The 20,862-nt window shown below is 68.4% G+C and carries 17 protein-coding genes; 10 read left to right on the top strand and 7 right to left on the bottom strand.

The window, feature by feature from the left end:
* The first annotated feature begins 8 nt into the window (after positions 1-8).
* The 4 genes from AMYAL_RS0114630 to AMYAL_RS0114615 are packed head-to-tail and all read left to right on the top strand — an operon-like array spanning position 9 to position 3,188.
* Complete coding sequence (locus AMYAL_RS0114630) at positions 9-992, top strand: Rossmann-like and DUF2520 domain-containing protein (RefSeq protein ID WP_425332204.1); 984 nt, start codon at positions 9-11, stop codon at positions 990-992.
* Positions 989-1,897: a pantoate--beta-alanine ligase gene (gene panC / locus AMYAL_RS0114625; protein WP_020632053.1), complete on the top strand. Its 909-nt coding sequence runs from the start codon at positions 989-991 to the stop codon at positions 1,895-1,897. The genes AMYAL_RS0114630 and panC overlap by 4 nt, the downstream gene beginning before the upstream one ends.
* 12 nt (positions 1,898-1,909) lie before the next feature.
* Positions 1,910-2,404, top strand: coding sequence for an aspartate 1-decarboxylase (gene panD / locus AMYAL_RS0114620; RefSeq protein WP_007028536.1), 495 nt, complete (start codon positions 1,910-1,912; stop codon positions 2,402-2,404).
* A 4-nt stretch (positions 2,405-2,408) separates the two neighbouring features.
* Complete coding sequence (locus tag AMYAL_RS0114615; protein ID WP_020632052.1) at positions 2,409-3,188, top strand: type III pantothenate kinase; 780 nt, start codon at positions 2,409-2,411, stop codon at positions 3,186-3,188.
* A 95-nt stretch (positions 3,189-3,283) separates the two neighbouring features.
* On the opposite strand, the gene AMYAL_RS0114610 is transcribed toward AMYAL_RS0114615, so the two are convergent.
* Entirely contained in the window at positions 3,284-4,057 is a 774-nt protein-coding gene (locus AMYAL_RS0114610) for a class I SAM-dependent methyltransferase (RefSeq protein ID WP_020632051.1), read from the bottom strand.
* Between the two features lie 95 nt (positions 4,058-4,152).
* On the opposite strand from AMYAL_RS0114610, the gene lysS reads away from it, so the two are divergent.
* Positions 4,153-5,664, top strand: a complete 1,512-nt coding sequence (lysS, locus tag AMYAL_RS0114605; RefSeq protein ID WP_026467075.1) for a lysine--tRNA ligase — start codon at positions 4,153-4,155, stop codon at positions 5,662-5,664.
* A 151-nt stretch (positions 5,665-5,815) separates the two neighbouring features.
* Positions 5,816-6,169: a histone-like nucleoid-structuring protein Lsr2 gene (locus tag AMYAL_RS0114600; protein ID WP_005165380.1), complete on the top strand. Its 354-nt coding sequence runs from the start codon at positions 5,816-5,818 to the stop codon at positions 6,167-6,169.
* A 6-nt stretch (positions 6,170-6,175) separates the two neighbouring features.
* Here the strand turns inward: AMYAL_RS0114600 and AMYAL_RS0114595 are convergent, their stop codons facing one another.
* Positions 6,176-7,021, bottom strand: coding sequence for a helix-turn-helix domain-containing protein (locus AMYAL_RS0114595; protein ID WP_020632049.1), 846 nt, complete (start codon positions 7,019-7,021; stop codon positions 6,176-6,178).
* Between the two features lie 66 nt (positions 7,022-7,087).
* On the opposite strand from AMYAL_RS0114595, the gene AMYAL_RS0114590 reads away from it, so the two are divergent.
* A complete protein-coding gene (locus AMYAL_RS0114590) occupies positions 7,088-7,669 on the top strand; it encodes a TIGR03086 family metal-binding protein (RefSeq protein WP_020632048.1) in 582 nt (193 codons plus the stop codon).
* Here the strand turns inward: AMYAL_RS0114590 and AMYAL_RS0114585 are convergent.
* Positions 7,666-8,484 (bottom strand): (2Fe-2S)-binding protein, encoded by an 819-nt coding sequence (locus AMYAL_RS0114585; protein WP_020632047.1) that lies wholly within the window; start codon positions 8,482-8,484, stop codon positions 7,666-7,668. The genes AMYAL_RS0114590 and AMYAL_RS0114585 overlap by 4 nt on opposite strands.
* 359 nt (positions 8,485-8,843) lie before the next feature.
* On the opposite strand from AMYAL_RS0114585, the gene AMYAL_RS0114580 reads away from it, so the two are divergent.
* Both AMYAL_RS0114580 and AMYAL_RS0114575 read left to right on the top strand, forming a co-directional pair.
* Positions 8,844-11,402, top strand: a complete 2,559-nt coding sequence (locus AMYAL_RS0114580; protein ID WP_020632046.1) for an ATP-dependent Clp protease ATP-binding subunit — start codon at positions 8,844-8,846, stop codon at positions 11,400-11,402.
* 364 nt (positions 11,403-11,766) lie between these two features.
* Positions 11,767-13,539, top strand: a complete 1,773-nt coding sequence (locus tag AMYAL_RS0114575) for an Hsp70 family protein (RefSeq protein WP_020632045.1) — start codon at positions 11,767-11,769, stop codon at positions 13,537-13,539.
* Here the strand turns inward: AMYAL_RS0114575 and pcp are convergent, their stop codons facing one another.
* Together pcp and AMYAL_RS0114565 are read right to left on the bottom strand one after the other, a co-directional pair.
* Entirely contained in the window at positions 13,540-14,175 is a 636-nt protein-coding gene (gene pcp / locus AMYAL_RS0114570) for a pyroglutamyl-peptidase I (protein WP_020632044.1), read from the bottom strand.
* A 26-nt stretch (positions 14,176-14,201) separates the two neighbouring features.
* On the bottom strand, positions 14,202-15,617 hold the full coding sequence (locus tag AMYAL_RS0114565; RefSeq protein WP_020632043.1) for a M1 family metallopeptidase: 1,416 nt from the start codon (positions 15,615-15,617) through the stop codon (positions 14,202-14,204).
* Between the two features lie 196 nt (positions 15,618-15,813).
* Between AMYAL_RS0114565 and AMYAL_RS0114560 the strand changes: the two genes are divergently transcribed.
* Positions 15,814-18,999, top strand: a complete 3,186-nt coding sequence (locus tag AMYAL_RS0114560; RefSeq protein ID WP_020632042.1) for an ATP-binding protein — start codon at positions 15,814-15,816, stop codon at positions 18,997-18,999.
* Between the two features lie 62 nt (positions 19,000-19,061).
* Here the strand turns inward: AMYAL_RS0114560 and AMYAL_RS0114555 are convergent, their stop codons facing one another.
* Positions 19,062-19,862, bottom strand: a complete 801-nt coding sequence (locus tag AMYAL_RS0114555) for an ABC transporter permease (RefSeq protein ID WP_020632041.1) — start codon at positions 19,860-19,862, stop codon at positions 19,062-19,064.
* On the bottom strand, positions 19,859-20,833 hold the full coding sequence (locus tag AMYAL_RS0114550) for a daunorubicin resistance protein DrrA family ABC transporter ATP-binding protein (RefSeq protein WP_020632040.1): 975 nt from the start codon (positions 20,831-20,833) through the stop codon (positions 19,859-19,861). Before AMYAL_RS0114550 ends, AMYAL_RS0114555 begins: the two co-directional genes overlap by 4 nt.
* Positions 20,834-20,862 lie beyond the last annotated feature (29 nt).

The raw sequence follows: 20,862 nt of genomic DNA, 5'->3' as shown, positions 1-20,862 counted from the left end.
CCGCGACCATGAGCGGGACTGGAACGAACTTGAGGAGTTTCGACCATGAGCGTCCACTGGCGCGCGCCATGATGAGGCCCGCTCGACTGGCCGTCGGCGTCATTTCCGCCGGCCGGGTCGGCAGCGTCGTCGGCGCCGCGCTCGCGAGGGCCGGGCACGCCGTCGTCGCCGCGTCGGGCCTTTCCGGCGCTTCGGTGCGCCGTGCCGAGCAACTGCTCCCCGACGTCCCCCTCCTGCCGCCCGACGAGGTCGCCCGCCGGGCCGATCTGGTCCTGCTGGCCCTGCCCGACGACGCGCTCGCCGGGATGGTGCGCGGCTTCGTCGCCACCGGTTCGCTGCGGCCGGGACAGATCGTCGTGCACACCTCCGGGGCGCACGGTATCGACGTCCTCGCGCCCGCAGCCGAAGCCGGGGCGCTCCCGCTGGCCCTGCACCCCGTGATGACCTTCACCGGCCGCGCCGAAGACCTCGACAGACTGGCCGCCTGCAGCGTCGGCGTCACTGCCACAGAGGGTGACGAAGCGGCATGGAACGTCGGTGAAGCGCTGACCATGGAGATGGGCGCGGAGCCCGTCCGGGTCCCTGACGAAGCGCGAGCGCTCTATCACGCGGCGTTGGCGCATGGCGCGAACCACCTGATGACACTGGTCGCCGACTGCGCGGAACTGTTACGGGAGGCGGGAATCGCCCAGCCCGAACGCCTGGTGGCTCCGTTGTTGTCGGCGGCGTTGGATAATGTTCTGCGGCACGGGGACCGGGCGCTGACCGGGCCGGTGGCCCGTGGTGATCTCGGCACCGTGCGTAAGCATCTCGCGGTGCTGGCCGAACGTGGCCCCGACATCGCCCCGAGCTATCGCGCGCTGGCCAAGCGCACGCTGGCGCGCGGCGACGCCGCCGGGCTCTTGGACGCCTCGGCCGCCGCCGAGCTCACCGAGCTCCTCAGTGATCCAGCCGATCCCGCAGATCCCGCCGAAGGGCAGCAAAACCAGTGAGCACACCGAAATTCGCCCGAGGCACGCTGCACACCTTCCAGCCGCCGGAGCAGGTCAGCCAGGTGACACGGGCCCTGCATGGCGTCGGCCGCAAGGTCGCGCTGGTGCCCACGATGGGCGCCCTGCACGCGGGGCACCGCGAGCTGATCCGCCGGGCGAAGCGGCTGCCGAACACCGTCGTCGCGACGTCGATCTTCGTGAACCCCCTGCAGTTCGGGGAGGGCGAGGACTTCGAGGCGTACCCGCGTCCGCTGGACAAGGACCTCGAAGTGCTGAAGGAGGACGGCGTCGAACTGGGCTTCCTGCCCAAGGCGTCGGATCTGTATCCCGACGGTGCCACCGTCACGGTTCAGCCCGGCGAGCTCGGCGACGAACTCGAAGGGGCGGTGCGGCCGGGGCATTTCGCCGGCGTGCTGACCGTGGTGGCGAAACTGTTCAACATCGTGCGGCCGGACTATGCCTTCTTCGGGGAGAAGGACTACCAGCAGCTGGTGCTGATCAAGAAGATGGTGCGTGACCTGAACTTCGAAACCCGTGTCATCGGGGTGCCGACGGTCAGGGAACGCGACGGGCTGGCGTTGTCCTCGCGCAACGTCTACCTGACCCCTGAACAGCGCGAGGACGCGATCGTGTTGTCGGCGGCACTCACCGCGGGTGCCTTCGTCGGACGCGACGGCGCGGAAGCCGTGCTGGCGACCGCCAGGAAGACACTCGCCGCGCGGCCCGCGGTCGAGATCGACTATCTGGAATTGAGGGGAACCGACCTCGGGCCCGCGCCCGTCGACGGTGAAGCGCGGTTGCTGATCGCGGCCAGGGTGGGGAGTACCCGGCTGATCGACAACGTGGGTGTGGTGCTCGGTGCTGCCGCGGACCATCCGGAACACGCGCTGGACGCAGGGGAATAGGGAGAGTCCACGATGTACCGCACCATGCTGAAATCGAAGATCCACCGGGCGACGGTCACCCAGGCGGATCTGCACTACGTCGGATCGGTGACCGTCGACGAGGACCTGATGGACGCGGCGGATCTGCTGCCGGGCGAACAGGTGTCCATTGTGGACGTCACGAACGGCGCGCGGCTCGAGACCTACGTGATCGCGGGTGAACGCGGCAGCGGGGTGCTCGGCATCAACGGGGCCGCCGCGCATCTGGTGCACCCCGGCGATCTGGTGATCCTGATTTCGTACGCGCAGATGGAGAACGCCGAGGCGGCCGCGTTCCGGCCGCGGGTCGTCTTCGTCGACGCGGACAACCGGATCGTCGAGAAGGGCGCCAACCCAGGGCACGCGCCGGAGGGCTCCGGTCTGATGAGCGGCACCGTGACGCTGGCCGACGACGACACGATGACCTTCCCGGTCGCCGAAACCGCCGACGCCCGCCGTCTCGACGCGCTGCTGCACGCCGAAAGCTGAGTCCTTGCTGCTCACGATCGACGTCGGCAACACCAATATCGTGCTCGGTCTCTACTCCGGCCAAGACCTGGTCGGAGACTGGCGCATGCGCACCGACGCGCGGATCACCGCCGACGAGCTCGCGCTCACCATGCGCGGGCTCCTCGGCCCGCACGCCGACGCGGTGACCGGGATCAGCGCGCTGTCCACGGTTCCCGCCGTGCTGCGGGAACTGCGCGTCATGCTCTCGCGCTACTACGGCAAGGTACCGAAGATCGTCATCGAGCCGGGGGTGCGCACCGGCGTGCCGCTCCTGGTCGACAACCCCAAGGAGGTGGGCGCGGACAGGCTGGTGAACACCCTGGCCGCGCACCATCTGCACCCCACCACCGCTTGCGTGGTGGTGGATTTCGGCACTTCGACCAATGTGGACGCCATCTCCGCGAAGGGCGAGTTCCTCGGCGGCGCCTTCGCGCCCGGCATCGAGATCTCGGTCGACGCCCTGGCCGCACGGGCCGCCGCGTTGCGCAAGGTGGAACTGGTGCCGCCGCGGTCGGTGATCGGGAAGAACACCGTGGAATGCCTGCAATCCGGCATCCTCTTCGGGTTCGCCGGCCAGGTCGACGGCCTGGTGAAGCGGATCAAGCGCGAGCTCGCGCCGGGCGGCACGGCCCCGGTCGCGGTGATCGCGACCGGTGGCCTGGCCCCCCTGGTGCTGGAGGAATCGGAGACGATCACCGAGCACGTGCCGGATCTGACGCTGCTGGGCCTGCGGCTGGTCTACGAACGCAACCACCGCGTCTAGCCCCCTGGATGCGGTAGTTGCCGCAGCCACGCCACGTCCCGAGCGCCACGTTCGGGACGCTCATCGTCCCGAACGTGGCGCTCGGGGCATCGACGTCACCGCTTGAGGGCCCGGAAGACCGTGGTCGTGATCGGCAGGTCGAATTCCCCCGAGGCGGTTTCCGGGTTCCGGTCGAGGAATTCCCGCGCCGTGCGAAGTTTGGTCTCACGTTCCTCCGCGGTGGCCACCAGCATGTGGGAATGGGTGGCGAGAGTCGCCACCAGGCTTTCCGCCGTCCTGGGTTGTTTGTGGCCGAAAGTCTTCTTCTCGAACGGCTCGAAGGCCTCGTGCTCCGGCAGCGATCGGTAGTCGCTCAGCCAGCGCCTGCTCATCGAGGTCTTGATGAGCGCGTTCAGTTCCGCCGGCCAGCCCGCCGACTCGTCGTCGTGGTTCCACAGCGCGGCGACGACTCCGCCCGGTTTCAGCACCCTGGCGATCTCCGGATAGGCCCGGTCGAGGTCGAACCAGTGGAAGGCCTGGCCGACGACCACGGCGTCCACGGCTTCGTCCGGCAGCGGGATCCGCTCGGCCGTCCCGATGAGCGGGGTGACGGCGGGCAGTGTCCTGGTGAGTTGTCCGAGCATTTTGGGGTCCGGTTCCACCGCGGTGACCGCGACGCCCATCGCGAGCAGGCCCTCGCTGACCTTGCCGGTTCCCGCGGCGAGGTCGAGGACCCGGTCCGGTGATTTCCGGGCGCCTGCCAGCCCCCAGGCCAGTGCCTTTTCCGGATAATCCGGCCGGTGCGCGGCATAGGCGGCGGCCTCCGCGCCGAACGAGGCGGCGCGGCGTGCGTGCAGTTCGGGTTCGATGCCGGGAGTGGATGAGTTCACACGATCCAGGTTAATGGAGAGAAAACCCACCGGCCCGGACCTGGAAAAGGTAATCCGGTTGGCGTAGGGAACCGGCGGGTTCGTACGCTGTGCGTATGACTGAAATCCCCGCATCCGAGGGCGTGAGCCCCGACGAAGACCTGCCGGAACAGATGCGGGTGCGCCGGGACAAGCGCGACCGGATAATCGCGGAGGGTATCGATCCGTATCCGGTCGAGGTGCCCCGGACGCACTCGCTGGCCGAAGTGCGCGAGAAGCATTCCGGCCTTCCTGTCGACACGGCCACCGGCGAGATCGTCGGCGTCACCGGCCGGGTCATGTTCATGCGCAATACCGGCAAACTGTGTTTCGCGAGTCTCCGTGAAGGCGACGGCACCGAGTTGCAGGCGATGATCAGCCTCGCGAAGGTCGGTGAAGACGCGCTCGCGGCGTGGAAGTCCGATGTCGATCTCGGTGATCACGTATTCGTCGAAGGTGAGGTCATCACCTCCAAGCGCGGTGAGCTTTCCGTGATGGCCGACTCGTGGCGGATCACGTCGAAAGCATTGCGTCCGTTGCCGGTGATGTACAAAGACCTCGCCGAGGAAACGCGGATCCGGCAGCGCTATGTCGACTTGATCGTCCGTCCCAAGGCCAGGGACGTGGTCCGAACCCGTGCCGGTGTGCTGCGTTCCCTGCGTGACTCGTTTCACGGACGAGGATTCCTCGAGGTCGAGACCCCGATGCTGCAAACGCTGCACGGCGGCGCGGCGGCGCGGCCATTCGTCACGCATTCGAATGCCTTCGACCTCGATCTGTACCTGAGGATCGCGCCGGAGCTGTACCTCAAGCGTTGCGTGGTCGGCGGTATCGAGAAGGTCTTCGAGATCAACCGGAACTTCCGGAACGAGGGCAGCGACTCGTCCCACTCGCCCGAGTTCGCCATGCTGGAGTACTACGAAGCGTATGCGACCTATGACTCCAATGCGGTGATGACGCGCCAGCTCATCCAGGAGGCGGCACAGAACGTTCTCGGTACTCAGGTGGTCACTCTCGTCGACGGTTCGGAGTACGACCTGTCCGGCGAGTGGACCACGCTCGGAATGTACGAGTCGTTGTCCGAGGCGTTGTCGGAAGAGGTCACTCCCGAGACATCGGCGGACAAGCTGCGTTCCTATGCCGAAGCGCGAGAGCTGGAGCTCGACCCAAAGTTAGGCCACGGCAAAATCATCGAAGAACTTTGGGAACACCTCGTCGGCGATCATCTCCACGAACCTACTTTTGTCCGTGATTTTCCGGTCGAGACATCCCCGCTGACCAGGCAACATCGCAGCAAGCCGGGGGTGGCCGAGAAGTGGGATCTGTACGTGCGCGGATTCGAACTGGCCACCGGATACTCCGAGCTGGTCGATCCCGTGGTAGAGCGTCAGCGTCTGGTGGAACAGGCTCGGCTGGGTGCGCAGGGTGATAGTGAGGCCATGAACCTCGATGAGGATTTCCTCCGTGCGCTGGAGTACGGAATGCCGCCGAGCGGTGGTGTCGGAATGGGGATCGACCGGTTGCTGATGGCGCTGACCGGCCTTGGTATCCGGGAGACCATCCTGTTCCCGCTCGTCCGACCCGAATAACCCGTCCGCGTGACAGATACCTCGATCGTTCTCGTAAACAAGATTTGCGTTATGTCTCGGTAGCGGGTATTAATGTCGCTAGACAAAGTCTTCTGTCCGGGGCATGCCCCGTACCAGATCATTCGTGTAAGCCCCCAGCAGGAGGAAACAGATGGCACAGAAGGTGCTCGTCTCGCTCGTCGATGACCTCGATGGCACTGAGGCGGAAGAGACCGTCGAGTTCGGTTTGGACGGTGTGAGCTACCAGATCGACCTTTCCGCGGAAAACGCTGAAGAGCTTCGCGACGCGCTCGCCCAGTATGTGGAGCACGCCCGCCGCGCGGGTGGCCGTAAGCGCACCGCCATTCGTCCGGTCGCCGGCGTGAAGGCCGCCGCCCGCCCCGCGACCGTGGACCGCGAGCAGAACCAGGCCATTCGCGCCTGGGCCCGCAAGAACGGCTTCCAGGTTTCCGACCGCGGACGTATCCCGTCCGAGGTCGTGGAGGCCTACCACAAGAAGAACTGAGGTCTTTCAGACCTGACGGCCGCCGGGAAACTTTTCCCGGCGGCTTTCTTGTTCTTGTACACGGTTCAAGCGGGCGTACTCCGTGGGCACCCATCCGGTCACGGAGCGGAAATCCCGGATGAAGTGCGCTTGGTCGCTATAGCCCAGCGTGAACGCCAGTTCCGCGTAGTCGGGCCGTTCCTCGGCCGCGATCCGTACCGAGGCTTCGTTCAATCGGTATACCTGAATCGCCCATTTGGGGGCGGCGCCGACGTGTTCGGCGAACAAGCGTTGCAGGCTCCGCTGAGACAGGCCCGTTCGGCTTGACAGCTCGCCGACCCTGGTAATCGCCGGTTCGGCGGCGATTGTTTCCACCGCTTCGATGGCCGTCCTGGCCGCGTTGGTGAGCACGGGGCGTTTCGCCAGGAGCAGTTCCTCCGCCGCTCGGACCATTTCGAAGTCGTCCGTCGCATTCCGTACCGATTCCGTCACCGGTCCGGCGGCGGGGAAGAGATCGGTGAGCGGAACGGAACCCCCGGAGATCATCGTGACCGGACCGGGGAGGAATGTCCGGAAAGCCCCCGGCCGGAATCGCACGCCTATACCGTGGTCCTTCCCCGCGACGACGTAGCGGAAAGGTCGTTTCCCCGGACCGAAGGCGCCGGCCACGTCGCTGAAGAACGTGACGTTGACCGCGAGATTGGGCAGGACCACCTGTTCATGGGGGTCGCGGCCGGTCAGCTCCCAGCGCAGCACCCAGTGGTGGTCGACGAACGGCCGCAGCTCCGGCGACGGCCGGTGGCGGACGAGACCGAACGCCGCACTCGCCTCCCGCGCGTTGACGATCCCCGCCGGGATCCGGTGCCCGCTCACCGGGTCAACCTAATCGTGTCGCGTTTCTTCAAGACAGGGCGCCGGTTCCCGTGAACTCATGCCCTCATGTCCGAACACGCTGCCCTGATCGCTCCCGCCGCCGCGGAATTCGCCGGAATCCTGCGCGGGATCGGCGAGACCGAGCTCGCCGCCCGCACCCCGTGCGCCGAGTACGACGTCCGCGCGCTGCTGAACCACCTTCTCTACTGGGGTCCCTGGCTCGAAGCCGCCGGTCGCAAGGCGCCGCCGCCCGAAGCGGCCACAGGTGAGGCGGAGGCGGGCCTCATCGGCTCCGATTGGCTCGACGTCGCCGAGAGGCAGACCGCGCGGCTCGTGGAGGTCTTCGGAGCGCCCGAAGCCTGGCAGGGCATGACGGCGCTCGGCACGGCGCAGATGCCCGCTTCGGTCGTCGGCGACATGGTGCTCGGCGAGTTCGTCTTCCACGGCTGGGATCTCGCTCGCGCGCTCGGGCGCACCGTCGACGTCGCACCCGAAGCGGCGGAAGCCGTTTACGCGTCCGCCGCGGCGATGGGCGAGCAGGCGCGCTCCATGAAGGTGTACGGCGAAGAAGTAAACGTTGCGGAAGGCGCAACGACCTTCGAACGCGCTTTGGGCGCTTCGGGACGCAATCCCGGCTGGACGCCTTAACGGATTCGCGGGCAGCCGCCGCATTCCGATTCCGCGGGCAACAGATAGGAGTAACAGCAGCTTTCGCGGTTTCTCGTCCACTCGCGGCGCCCGTCGGCTCCCGGAACCAGCTTCAGCTTCGACGCCGAAGTCAGCGGCGGGAACCGCGATTCGAGGACCAGTGCGGCGTCCGCGACCCCGGCGCCCTCGGCCTCCGTGGTCCCGCCCAGCCGTCCCGCCGACCACAGCGCGTTGTCGAGCGCGTCCGTGGCCGCCGCCCACAGCTGCCGCCGTCCGAGCCTCGTCAGTGGCCCGTAGACATCGATGAACCGGCTCGCGTGCGCGACGAACCTGCCCCGCAGCACGGTCGCCAGCGCCCGTTCGTCTCTGGCGACGACGGCCTCCGGACGCGCCGAGCCGGGGTCGGTCGGCAAACAGTGGAATCCGCCGCCGAGGACGGCGATCGAGTCGGGATGCGGCCGGTCGCCGCCGATCCGGAACGCCAGCGCGGACGGCGCGAGCGACGGGACGCGGCGTTCGTGGTGCAGCAGCATCGCGCCGGCGAACGCGGGGACGTGCAGGTACCAGGACAGGATCCAGCTCGCCGGGGTCCGCTCGGGGATGCCGGACGCCTCCGGGTACGTCCCGGCCAGCCAGCCGCCCAGTCGGTCCCGCCAGCGCACGAGACGGGCCGGTTCGGCGAGCAGGTCTTCACAGCGGACCCAGTCCGGCTCGTCGCCCGGCACGTCTCCGCGGATCCGGGCGCCGCCGGGCATCCTCGGGAAGGAGGCACGGAGCCCGTCTTCGGGTGACGCGAGCGTGTGGTGATGCGGCACGCCGACCTCCCGCCATTAGGTACGCCTAACCTTACATGCGGTCGGTGACTACTCCGGACGGGTGTCCATCCACTGGGCGGACTCGCACCCGGCGGCCGTGTTCGCGCTCAGCGGACAACGCGCATCCGGCGGAATCCGGGTGCGCGTTCGCACGTTGTGCTTGACGTAAAGGTGCAGGGCAACCGGAAGATGAAAGAGCGCACGGCCGGAGAACGGCCAGGGCGCGAACGGGCCGCAATCAGCCGTAGTGGTACGCCAGCGCGACCGCATGGCTACTAGAGTGGTCTCACGGTGCTGAATCCATCGCGGTGAAAGCACGATGGAAACGGGCCGCCGTCGCAGCAGTCGAGGGAGTGCACATGTTTGAGAGGTTCACCGACCGCGCGAGGCGGGTGGTCGTCCTGGCCCAAGAAGAAGCCAGGATGCTCAACCACAACTACATCGGCACCGAGCACATCCTCCTGGGTCTGATCCACGAGGGTGAAGGTGTCGCCGCCAAGGCGCTGGAATCGTTGGGCATCGCGCTGGAGGGCGTCCGCCAGCAGGTCGAGGAGATCATCGGCCAGGGGCAGCAGGCCCCGAGCGGGCACATCCCCTTCACCCCGCGGGCCAAGAAGGTGCTTGAGCTGTCGCTGCGCGAAGCGCTGCAGCTCGGCCACAACTACATCGGCACCGAGCACATCCTGCTCGGGCTGATCCGCGAAGGAGAAGGCGTCGCCGCTCAGGTGCTCGTCAAGCTCGGCGCGGACCTCAACCGGGTGCGCCAGCAGGTCCTGCAGCTGCTGTCGGGCTACCAGGGTGGCAAGGAGTCGACCGAGACCGGCTCCGGACGCGGTGAAGGCACCCCGTCGTCGTCGCTGGTGCTCGACCAGTTCGGCCGCAACCTGACCGTCCAGGCCCGCGAAGGCAAGCTCGACCCGGTCATCGGCCGTGGCAAGGAAATCGAGCGGGTCATGCAGGTGCTGTCGCGGCGCACCAAGAACAACCCGGTCCTGATCGGTGAGCCCGGCGTCGGCAAGACCGCCGTCGTCGAGGGGCTCGCGCAGAACATCGTCAAGGGCGAGGTCCCGGAGACGCTGAAGGACAAGCAGCTCTACACCCTCGACCTCGGCTCCCTGGTCGCCGGTTCCCGGTACCGCGGTGACTTCGAAGAGCGCCTCAAGAAGGTGCTCAAGGAGATCAAGACCCGCGGCGACATCATCCTGTTCATCGACGAGCTGCACACGCTCGTCGGCGCGGGTGCCGCCGAGGGCGCGATCGACGCCGCGTCGATCCTGAAGCCGATGCTGGCCCGTGGCGAGCTGCAGACGATCGGCGCGACCACGCTCGAGGAGTACCGCAAGTACATCGAGAAGGACGCCGCGCTGGAGCGCCGCTTCCAGCCGATCCAGGTCGGCGAGCCGTCGCTCGAGCACACGATCGAGATCCTCAAGGGCCTTCGCGACCGGTACGAGGCGCACCACCGCGTCTCGATCACCGACGGCGCGCTGGTGCAGGCGGCCACCCTGGCGGACCGCTACATCAACGACCGGTTCCTCCCGGACAAGGCGATCGACCTGATCGACGAGGCAGGCGCCCGGATGCGCATCCGCCGCATGACCGCGCCGCCGGACCTGCGCGAGTTCGACGAGAAGATCGCCGACGTGCGCAGGGACAAGGAGTCCGCGATAGACGCGCAGGACTTCGAGCGCGCCGCTCGCCTCCGTGACGAGGAGAAGACCCTCCTCGGCCAGAAGGGCGAGCGGGAGAAGCAGTGGAAGGACGGCGACCTCGACGTCGTCGCCGAGGTCGACGAGGAGCAGATCGCCGAGGTCCTCGCCAACTGGACCGGCATCCCGGTGTTCAAGCTCACCGAGGAGGAGACCACGCGTCTGCTCCGCATGGAGGACGAGCTGCACAAGCGGATCATCGGCCAGGAGGACGCGGTCAAGGCCGTCTCCCAGGCGATCCGCCGTACCCGCGCCGGCCTGAAGGACCCGAAGCGCCCCTCCGGTTCGTTCATCTTCGCCGGTCCGTCCGGTGTCGGTAAGACCGAGCTGTCCAAGGCGCTGGCGGCGTTCCTCTTCGGCGAGGACGACGCGCTCATCCAGATCGACATGGGCGAGTTCCACGACCGCTACACCGCTTCGCGGCTCTTCGGTGCCCCTCCGGGCTACGTGGGCTACGAAGAGGGCGGCCAGCTGACCGAGAAGGTGCGGCGCAAGCCGTTCTCGGTGGTGCTGTTCGACGAGATCGAGAAGGCCCACCAGGAGATCTACAACACGCTCCTGCAGGTCCTCGAAGACGGCCGTCTCACCGACGGCCAGGGTCGTACGGTCGACTTCAAGAACACCGTGCTCATCTTCACCTCGAACCTGGGTACCTCGGACATCTCCAAGTCCGTCTCGCTCGGGTTCTCGTCCGGCGGCGACACCGCCAACCGGTACGAGAAGATGAAGCAAAAGGTCAACGAGGAAATGAAGAAGCATTTCCGGCCTGAGTTCCTGAACCGGATCGACGACATCATCGTCTTCCACCAGCTGACCAAGGATCAGATCATCCAGATGGTCGATCTGATGATCGCCAGGGTCGAGACGCAGCTCAAGGCCAAGGACATGGAGCTCGAACTCACGCCCAAGGCCAAGTCGCTGCTCGCCAAGCGCGGCTTCGACCCGGTGCTGGGCGCGCGGCCGCTGCGTCGCACGATCCAGCGCGAGATCGAGGACCAGCTGTCGGAGAAGATCCTGTTCGGCGAGGTCCAGGCAGGCCAGATCATCCTGGTCGACGTCGAAGGCTGGAACGACGAAGAGGGCGAGAAGGACGACAAGGCGCACTTCGTCTTCCGCGGCGAAGCCCGTCCCTCGTCGGTCCCGGACGCCCCGCCGGTCAGCATCGGCGCCGGCTCGACCGAAGAGAACGGTGAAGCCGAGAGCGAGTAAGCCTCTCTGCTCCGGAAGTGCCCGTCGCGGTTCGCCGCGGCGGGCACTTTCGCGTCCGGCCACCGTGTCCGGCTACCGTGGCGTCCGCCCAATCACGCGTGTCGTCCGTCTGATCACGCGAGTTCGCCGTTCGATCACGTGAGTTCCGCCTCCAATCACGGGTGTTCGCCGTTCGATCACGTGAGTTCGCCTGTTCCGCACAGGCCGACGTGGGCGTGGATGGACGACACGCGTGATCAGAGGCGCGACACGCGTGATCAGACGGACGACTCGCGTGATTGGGGGCGGGACTCGCGTGATCAGAGGCGGAACTTGCGTGATTGGGGCACGTGAGACGATGCCATCGGGTCCGGGAGGGGGACAGGTGGACGTTCTGGCGATCGATTTCGGTACCTCCAGCACGGTGGGGGTGCTCTCGATCCACGGCAGAGGGACGCAGGTCGTCGAGATCGACGGGTCGGTGGCGATGTCGTCCGCGATCTACGTCGACAAGGACAGCACCGTTTTCGTCGGCCGCGACGCCGAACGCCGGGCCAGGCTGGATCCGAGCCGGTTCGAGGCGAATCCGAAGCGGCGCATCGACGAGGGCGTGCTCCAGCTCGGTGACGTCACGCTCCCCATCGCCGACGCCTTCGCCTCGGTCCTGCGCCGGGTCGGCGAAGAGGCCGAGCTGCTGCTCCAGCGTCCGCCCGCGCAGGTGCGTATTTCCCATCCCGCGGGCTGGGGTCCCGATCGCAAGCAAATCCTTCACGACGCCGCGCTCAAGGCCGGATTCGGGACGACGTTGCTCGTCCCCGAGCCGGTCGCCGCGGCCGCGCATTACGCCTCCCTGAACCACGGCCACCGGCCGCCCGGCCCGATCGCGGTGTACGACCTCGGGGCGGGCACGTTCGACTGCGCGGTCGTCGGGGTCAGCGCCCAGGGGTTCGCCGTGCTCGCCGAGGACGGCCTGCCCGATCTCGGCAGTCTCGACATCGACCAGGCGCTGCTTGTGCACATCGGCCGTGCGGTGTCGCATTCCGAACCCGCGCGCTGGCAACGGATCCTGCGCCCGCAGTCGGTCAGCGACCGCCGGACGCGCCGGTCGTTGCTGCAGGATGTCCGTGACGCCAAGGAAAGCCTGTCCCGTCATCAGCAGACCGAGATCCCGATGCCGGAGCCGTTCGGTGACGTGCGGGTGACGCGGATGGAGCTCGAGGCGCTCGTCCGGCCGAGTTTCCTGCGCAGCGCCGAACTCCTGGCCGCCACGATCCATCGCGCCGGGTTGTCCCCGGACCGGCTCGGCGGCGTCTACCTCGTCGGCGGGCCGAGCCGGATGCCGTTGCTGGCGAGCCTGCTGGCGAATCAGCTCCGGGTCGCGCCGACGACGCAGGACCAGCCGGAGACCGCGGTCGCGTTCGGGCTGCACCACGTGCCCGCGGGCGGCGAGGACGCCCAGCTGACCGTGCCCGCTTTCGCGCCGGTCTCGCCGCCGGTGCGGCAGCCGCCCGTCCAGCAGCAGCCGCCACCCCCGGCGAGGCGCCCGCAACCCCCGCGCTGGACGCCGCCCCCGCCTCCGCCGGGCCGGAACTGGCAGAAGCCCACGACCTACGGTGTCGTCGCGCTGGCCCTCGCGGCGATCGTGACGACGATCGTCCTGCTCAGCGGCGGCGGGGAAGAGCCCGTCGCCGCGCAGTCCCCAGCAGCGCAGAAGCCGACTTGCGATCAGCTGGGACCGAAGGACGCGCAGGGGTTCACGGACTGCCTTCGCCGCATCTCCGCCGTCATCCCGCAGCGGGACGACTGCCGGGACGCGCCCGACGCGGCCACCACGGTGGGCGCGGCGTCCGCGGTGACCTGCGTGTTCGCCGACGACAAGGCGTCGAACGCGATCAACTACTACCAAGGCGTCGCGATGACCGGCCTGGAGGACGGCGTCCGGCAGCAGATGACCAAGGGCAAGCCCGTGGAGGGCACCTGGGCGGCCGATGGGCTGCGAGGGCGCTACTTGGCGGGCGTGGGAAAGCGAAGCGGCATCGTGCTCTTCGGGACTGAAGACGCACCCCTGACCGCGATGCTCGTCTCGACCCGAAGCGACGGCACCGTGCGGACGACGCAGGAGATGGTCGACTTCTTCACCGCGCAGCTCAAGCCCTGATCAGTGCAGGGTGCCCGCCGGCGTCGCAAGGTCCTCGGTCACCGAAAGCGCGGTGTCCACGATGATCTCCAGCGCCTCCGCCGCGCGGTGCACGGCCAGGCTCGGCGCCGTCGTCCGCGCGGCCTGTTCCGGCGAGTAGGGAATGTGCACGAAACCGCCGCGGACTCCGGGGAAATCGTTGTCCAGCAAGTGCATCAGCCCATAGAAGACCTGATTGCACACGTACGTCCCGGCGGTGTGCGAGACCGACGCGGGAAGTTCCGCGTCCTTGATCCCCGCGACACACGCCTTCACCGGCAGAGTCGTGAAGTACGCGTTGGGCCCGCCGGGGATCACCGGGACGTCGACGGGCTGCGAGCCCGCGTTGTCCGCGATGCGGGCGTCGATCAGGTTGATCGCGACCCGTTCCGGGGTGACGTCGGGACGGCCGCCCGCCTGTCCGACGCAGATCACCAGTTCCGGCCGGTACTCGTCGATCGCGTCGCGCAGGGTGACCAGCGAACGCGAGAAGACACACGGCAGCTCGACGGCCACGGTGTCGCGCCGTCGGCCGGTGAGCAGGGAAACCGCCTGCCACGACGGGTTCACCCGCTCACCGCCGAACGGTTCGAAGCCGGTGAGGAGCACAGACGTCATGCCCTCACCCTAACGTGTGACGCCGCTCAGGCAGCGGGCTTGAGGTCCCCCGGGTAGAGGAACTCGGGCGCCGGCTTGGTGTTGCCGTAGAACCACGCGTCGAAGAAGCCCTGGAGGTCCTTGTGCGCGACGCGCTCGGCGAACTTCTGGAACTCCGGCAGGCTCGCGTTGCCGTCGCGGTGCAGGGCGGGCCATGTCCGCAGGATGCGGTCGAACGGCGCCGCGCCGATGTAGTTCTTCAGCGCGTGCAGCGCCATCGGGCCCTTCGAGTACACGTAGGTGAACTCGTTGCCGGGGCCCATGTCGTACAGCTTCCCGGCCCAGAACTTGTCCGTCGCCTTCTGCACGGCGGTCAGGTAGCGCGCCTTGAGGTCCTGGCCGGACTTCGCCTCCGACCACATCCACTCCGCGTACGAGGCGAAGCATTCGTTGAGGCAGACGTCCTTCCACTTGTCGACGGCGACCGAGTCGCCCCACCACTGGTGGGCGTTCTCGTGCACGATCGTCGGGACGTTGCCCGCCGCGCCCGAGTAGATCGGCCTGCTCAGCGTCTCCAGCGAGAACCCGATCGGCTCGGCGAGGAAGATGCCGCCCGCCGCGTCCACCGGGTACCGCCCGAACTTCGACGCCAGGAAGTCGATGATCTCCGGCAGCCGCGCCTCGGCCTGCTTGGTGGTGGCGGGGGTGCCGGGGGCGTAGGCGTTGACGACCGGGGTGCCGTCGGACAGCTTCGTCCGCTCGAACTCCCACTTGTCGATCGCGACCGTCGTCATGTACGGCACGGCCGGGGTCTCTTCGGCCCAGACGTGGGTGGTGTTCTTGCCCTCGGTGAAGTTCCCGCGCTCGACGCCGTTCGAGATGACGCCCCATTCCGACGGAACGGTGATCGCGAGGTGGAAGGTCGCCTTGTCCCGCGGGGTGTCGTTGACCGGGTACCAGGTCGTCGCGGACTTCGGCTCACCCGCGGCGAACGCGCCGCCGGATTTCGCGAACTGCCAGCCGTTCTCGCCCAGCAGCGGATCCTGGATCGGCTGCGGGACGCCGTGATAGGCGATCTCGGCGGTGAACCGCTCGTGGTTGCGCAGCGGACGGGCCGGGGTGATGACCAGTTCGTGGTCACCGGTCCGGGTGAAGGTCGCCTTCCGCCCGTTGACCTTGACCGAGTCGACGGTCAGCCCGTGCAGGTCGAGGTTGAACGAGCTCAGCGACTGTGTGGTCCGGCCGGTGATCGTCTGCAGGCCGGTGAGCTGTTTGGTGGCGGGTTCGTACCCGACCTTCAGGTTGTAGTCGGCGACGTCGTAGCCGCCGTTGCCGTCCTGCGGGTAGTAGCTGTCGCCCGCGCCGTCGGCGCCGGGTTTGCCGGTGTCGGCGAGGGCGGTCCCGCCGCCGAGGACACTCGCGGCCAGAACGGCGGCGATGACTGCCGCACTCCGGTACCTCATTCACGCTCCCAGTCGATCGGCTGTCGTAAGGCCCCGAACGTAACGCCGTGACCGCTGTTGGCCGCCCGGAAAGCCCCTTCGTGCCCGGATAATCCCGCCTTCCGTCGCCTGGAAGAGCTACGGAACCCGGCGGCGCGCTTCGAGAGACACAGCCTGGACGGGGTATCTGTTTGCGGGTTCTGGAAAGCTGGGGTCCGTGCGTGTGACGCTGCTGGGCCCGATCGGAGCGGAGGCCGGGGACGGCACCCCGATCGACATCGGCGGTGCCCGCCTCCGCATGCTCCTGGCAAGGCTCGCTCTGGAGCCCGGCCGCGCGGTCCCGGCGACAGCCCTCATCGACGGTCTCTGGGGCGCGGAGCCACCCGCGGACGCGGCGAACGCGCTGCAGTCCCTGGTCTCGCGGTTGCGCAAGGTCCTGCGTGCCGACGACGTCGCCCTCGACTCGGGCCCGGCCGGTTACCGGCTGGACGTCGCCCGTGAGGACGTCGACGTGTGCCGCTTCGAGCGCCTGGCCGCCGAGGGCCGTGCGGAGCTGGCGGCGGGCCGGGACGCCGGTGCGGCCGCGATCCTCGCCGAAGCGCTCGGCCTCTGGTGTGGTCAAGCGCTGTCCGACGTCCTCGACGCCCCTTTCGCGCAGGCTCCGGCGACCCGGCTGGAGGACCTGCGCCTCGAAGCCACCGAAGACCGCTTCGAGGCCGAGATCCGGCTCGGTGGGCATGACCGGGTATTGGCCGATCTCAAGGAGGCGGCCGCGCGGAACCCGCTGCGCGAGCGGCTCGCCGGGCTGTGGATCCGGGCGTTGTGCGCGGCGGACCGGCAGTCCGACGCCCTCGCCTTCTACGAGGAGGTCCGGGCGGCGCTGGCCGACCAGCTGGGCGTCGATCCCTCGGCCGAACTCCAGGAGATCCACGTCGCCGCGTTGCGCGGCGAACTCGGCCCGCCGCCCGCGGTCGCGGACCATCTCCCGGTCCGGCTGACCAGCTTCGTCGGCCGTGACGACGAGCTGAAGCTGGTCGCCGAACTCCTCGCCGGGGCGCGGCTGGTGACGCTCGTCGGGCCCGGTGGCGCCGGGAAGACCCGCCTGGCCACGGAGGTCGCGACGCGGCATCCGGCGCATACGCGCGGTCGCGTCTGGTTCGTGCCGCTCGCCGGGGTCCGCGATCCTGGCGACCTGCCCGGCGCGGTCTTCGCCGCGCTGGAGCTGTGGGATCTCGGCCTCGCGCACAGCGGTGATCCGCTGCGGCGGCCGGTGGAGGCGCTGGTCCGGGTCGTGGAGACGCTCGGTGCCGGCGAATCGGTGCTGGTGCTGGACAACTGCGAGCATCTGATCGACGCGGCCGCGGAGCTGGCGAACACCCTGCTGCGCCGGGTGCCGACCCTGCGGATCCTCGCGACGAGCCGCGAGCCGCTGGCCATCGACGGCGAGACGCTGTGCCCGCTCGGCCCGCTGTCCGTCCCGGACGGGATCCCGACCGTCCCGCAGGCCGCCGAGGCGGGCGCGATCCGGCTGTTCGTCGACCGGGCCGTGGCCGTGCGGCCGGACTTCCTCCTCGACGAGTCCACTGTGGACGACGTCGCGCAGATCTGCCGCAGACTGGACGGGATGCCACTGGCGCTGGAGCTGGCCGCCGCGCGGCTGCGGTCGATGACCGTCGCGCAGATCTCGCGGCGCCTCGACGACCGGTTCCGCCTGCTGACCTCGGGCAGCCGGACGGCGTTGCCGAGGCAGCGCACGCTGCGCGCCGTCGTCGAGTGGAGCTGGGACCTGCTGGACGACGCCGAACGCGTGCTCGCGAGGCGGCTTTCGGTCTTCGGGGCCGGTGCCGAGGTCGAAGCGGTCGAAAGCGTCTGCGCCGGGGACGGCCTGCCAGCCGAAGACGTCATGTACGTCCTCGGCTCGCTCGTCGAGAAGTCCATCGTGGACGCGACGGCCGGTGATCACGGCGAGCCGCGTTACCGCATGCTGGAAACCATCCGGGCGTACGCGGCGGAACGGCTCGACGAGGCCGAAGAACGCGAGCGGCTGACGAAGGCGTATCACCGCTATTACGCCGAGCTGGTCGAGCGGCTGGAGCCGTTGTTGCGGACGCGGGACCAGCTCGTCGCCATCTCACGGTACGACGCCGAACACGGCAACATCGTGACGGCGCTCCGCCAGGCCATCGACGCCGGCGACGCCGACATGGCGATGCACCTGTTCGGCAGCACTTTCTGGTACTGGCTGATCAAGGGGGACAGCGCACGGGTCGAGTCCTTCGTCGCCGAAGTGCTCGCTTTCGGCGACCGGCTGGAGGAGGACTTCGCGGCGGCGTTCCGGGCGATGCGCGAGATCACCGCGATGATCCCCGGCGTCGGCGATCACGAAGCCGTGCACAGGCTCATCGACGAATGCGTGCGGACGAACGCGCACAAGCGGTTCACCGGCCTGGCCATCGGCTTGCCCATGCTGGCCTTCTTCGCCAAGAACAAGGAACTCGCGTATCGCGAGGTGGAGAGGGCGCTGTCCAGCCCGGACCCGTGGGCCAGGTCGGCGGGGGCATGGGCGCAGAGCTTCATCCTCACCGACGACGGCGACACAGAAGGCGCCGAACGGGCCAGGGACAGGGCTTACGAAGGATTCCTGGCCGTGGGTGACCGCTGGGGCACCGCGATGGCGGTGGGCATGAAGGCGAGCGACATCTCGATGTCGGGCGATCACGAGACCGCGCTCGCGCTGTACCGGCAGGGCCTCGCCCTCGCCCTCGAACTGGGGTCGCAGGACGATGTGATCCAGCAGCGCTGGCGGCTCGCGACGGAGTACGCGCGGGCGGGCGACCTCGAAACGGGCATGCGCGAGATGCGCGACGCGGAGCGCTACGCGGCGGACACGGGTAATGCTCAGCTCGCGGTGATGGTGATGCTGGGCGAGGCCGATCTGCTCAGCCGCGCCGGCCGGATCGAGGAGGCGCGCGCGGTCGCCGCCCGGTTCCGCGAACTGATGGCCGACACGCCGATGCCGGGCATGTTCGGCGAGGAGTTCGGCGGGCTCATCGAAATGGAGGTGGCGCTGGCGGCCGGAGATCTGGCCGAGGCCGAACGCGGCGCCGCGATCGTCGTCAAGTCCACCTCGGAGCGCGGCGACATGCCCGATCTCGGGCGGATCGTCGAGGCCCTCGGCCTGATCCGGTTCCGCCAGGGGAAGCATGAAACGGCCGTCCGGCTGCTCGGCGCGGCGAAACTCCTCCGCGGCAGGCTGGACCTGGGCGAGCCCGGCATCCGGCAGCTGATCGACGACCTTCGCGAGCACTTCGGCGAGGAGCGCTACGAAGCGATGCTCGTTCAGGACGCCGCGCTTTCCCGCGAAGAGCTGGTGGCCTGGCTCCGTCAGGACGTGACAACGTGAAGAAGGGCTCCTCGCCTCGAAGGAGGCAAGGAGCCCTTCACGCGCGTTCCCCCTGACCCCCGTCAGACGCGCTTCCGGTAGGCCCAAGTGGCGAGCGGGAAGAAGACCGCGACCGCGGCCGCCATCCAGATCAGCGCACCGGTCAGCGGGCCGGCGATCGGTCCGCCGTTCATCAGTCCGCGCAGGACGTCGGACATCTGCGTCACCGGGCTGATGTCGGCCCACGCCTTCAGCCAGCCGGGCATCGTGCTCGTCCCCACGAACACGTTGCTGCCGAAGGTCAGCGGCATGAGCACGACGAACATCAGGCCCTGCACCGCGCCGGGGCTCTTCACCAGCATCCCGACGAACACCGATGCCCAGCAGAACGCCAGCGCGAAAGCGATGACCAGCACGATCGCCAGCGCGAACTCCGCCGGGCCGGTCTGGATCCGGTACCCCATGATCGTCGCGACGACCATCAGGACGACGAGGCACACCAGGTACCGCACGATGTCGGCCAGTACGGCGCCGATCAGCGGCGCGGACCGGGCGATCGGCATCGCCCGGAACCGGTCGAACACGCCCTTGGTGACGTCGGTGTTCAGCTGGACGCCGACGGTCATGCTGGCCTGCAGGATGTTGAACACCATGATGCCGGGCACGATCATCTGCAGATAGCTTCCGGTGTCGCCCATGATCGCGCCACCGAACAGGTAGACGAACATGACCAGGAAGATGATCGGCGCGAGCGTGACGTCGGCCAGTTGCTCCGGGTTCTTGCGGATCTTCAGGATCCCGCGCCAGGCAAGGGAAAGCCCGTGCTGGATGCTGCTGGAAAGTGAAACGCGCCGTGGTGGTGCGGGCGCGGCGATGGTCGTCATACCAGGCTCCCTTCCGGAGTCGTGTCCTTTGTGGACTCGGTCTTCCTGCCGGTGAGCGCGAGGAACACCTCGTCGAGGCTGGGCAGCCGCAGCGCCAGCTCGTCCGCGGTGATCCCGGCCTCGTCCAGCTTGCGGACCAAGGTGGACAACAGGACCGGGTCGGCCACGGGCGCGGTGAGCAGCCCGGTGTCGTCGTCCCGGTTCGGCCGGACCCCGGTGAGGGCGGCCAGGATGCGCTCGACGGCGTCGAGATCGGCGAGCGCGGTCGGGCGGACCTGCAGCGTCTGGCCGCCGGTCCGCCGCTTGAGCTCGTCGGCCCGCCCGTTCGCCACGACCAGTCCGCGGTCGAACACGGTGATCGTGTCGGCCAGCTGGTCGGCCTCCTCCAGGTACTGCGTGGTGAGCAGCACCGTCGTCCCGTCGGCGACGAGCGTCCGGACCACGGCCCAGACCTCGTTGCGGGCGTGCGGGTCGAGCCCGGTGGTCGGCTCGTCCAGGTAAAGCACCTTCGGACGGCCGACCAGGCTCGCGGCGAGGTCGAGCCGCCGCCGCATCCCGCCCGAGTAGGTCTTGATCGCGCGCCCGGCGGCGTCGGTCAGCTCGAACCGCTCCAGCAGGTCGGCCGCGCGCTTCTTCGCGTCCGCCCTGGAGAACTCCAGCAGCCTGCCGATCAGGACCAGGTTCTCCGTGCCGGAGAGGTCCTCGTCGACCGACGCGTACTGCCCGGTCAGCCCGATCATGCTGCGGACCGCCATCGGGTTCTTGACGACGTCGTACCCGAAGACGCTCGCGTGGCCGCGGTCCGGCCGGATCAAGGTGGCCAGGATCCGGACGGCGGTCGTCTTCCCCGCGCCGTTCGGCCCCAGCACCCCGACCACCTTGCCCGCCGGGACCTCCAGATCGACCCCGTCGAGCGCCTTCGTCTCCCCATAGTGCTTGACCAGGCCCTCGGCCCTGATCGCGTGAGTCATGTTTCCTCCTGTGGATCTCACCCCGCCGA

Source organism: Amycolatopsis alba DSM 44262 (assembly GCF_000384215.1).
GTDB lineage: Bacteria > Actinomycetota > Actinomycetes > Mycobacteriales > Pseudonocardiaceae > Amycolatopsis > Amycolatopsis alba.
Note: the sequence above shows the minus strand (reverse complement) of the source record. Positions and strands in the feature narration are given on the sequence as shown.

What these genes read in the sequence shown, in the direction of transcription:
- AMYAL_RS0114600 (WP_005165380.1), top strand. Translation starts at nt 5,816, where the DNA reads ATGGCACAGAAGGTGCTCGTCTCGCTCGTCGATGACCTCGATGGCACT.
- panD (WP_007028536.1), top strand. Translation starts at nt 1,910, where the DNA reads ATGTACCGCACCATGCTGAAATCGAAGATCCACCGGGCGACGGTCACC.
- AMYAL_RS0114555 (WP_020632041.1), bottom strand. Translation starts at nt 19,862, where the DNA reads ATGACGACCATCGCCGCGCCCGCACCACCACGGCGCGTTTCACTTTCC.
- AMYAL_RS0114590 (WP_020632048.1), top strand. Translation starts at nt 7,088, where the DNA reads ATGTCCGAACACGCTGCCCTGATCGCTCCCGCCGCCGCGGAATTCGCC.
- AMYAL_RS0114550 (WP_020632040.1), bottom strand. Translation starts at nt 20,833, where the DNA reads ATGACTCACGCGATCAGGGCCGAGGGCCTGGTCAAGCACTATGGGGAG.
- AMYAL_RS0114630 (WP_425332204.1), top strand. Translation starts at nt 9, where the DNA reads ATGAGCGGGACTGGAACGAACTTGAGGAGTTTCGACCATGAGCGTCCA.
- AMYAL_RS0114565 (WP_020632043.1), bottom strand. Translation starts at nt 15,617, where the DNA reads ATGAGGTACCGGAGTGCGGCAGTCATCGCCGCCGTTCTGGCCGCGAGT.
- lysS (WP_026467075.1), top strand. Translation starts at nt 4,153, where the DNA reads ATGACTGAAATCCCCGCATCCGAGGGCGTGAGCCCCGACGAAGACCTG.
- AMYAL_RS0114580 (WP_020632046.1), top strand. Translation starts at nt 8,844, where the DNA reads ATGTTTGAGAGGTTCACCGACCGCGCGAGGCGGGTGGTCGTCCTGGCC.
- pcp (WP_020632044.1), bottom strand. Translation starts at nt 14,175, where the DNA reads ATGACGTCTGTGCTCCTCACCGGCTTCGAACCGTTCGGCGGTGAGCGG.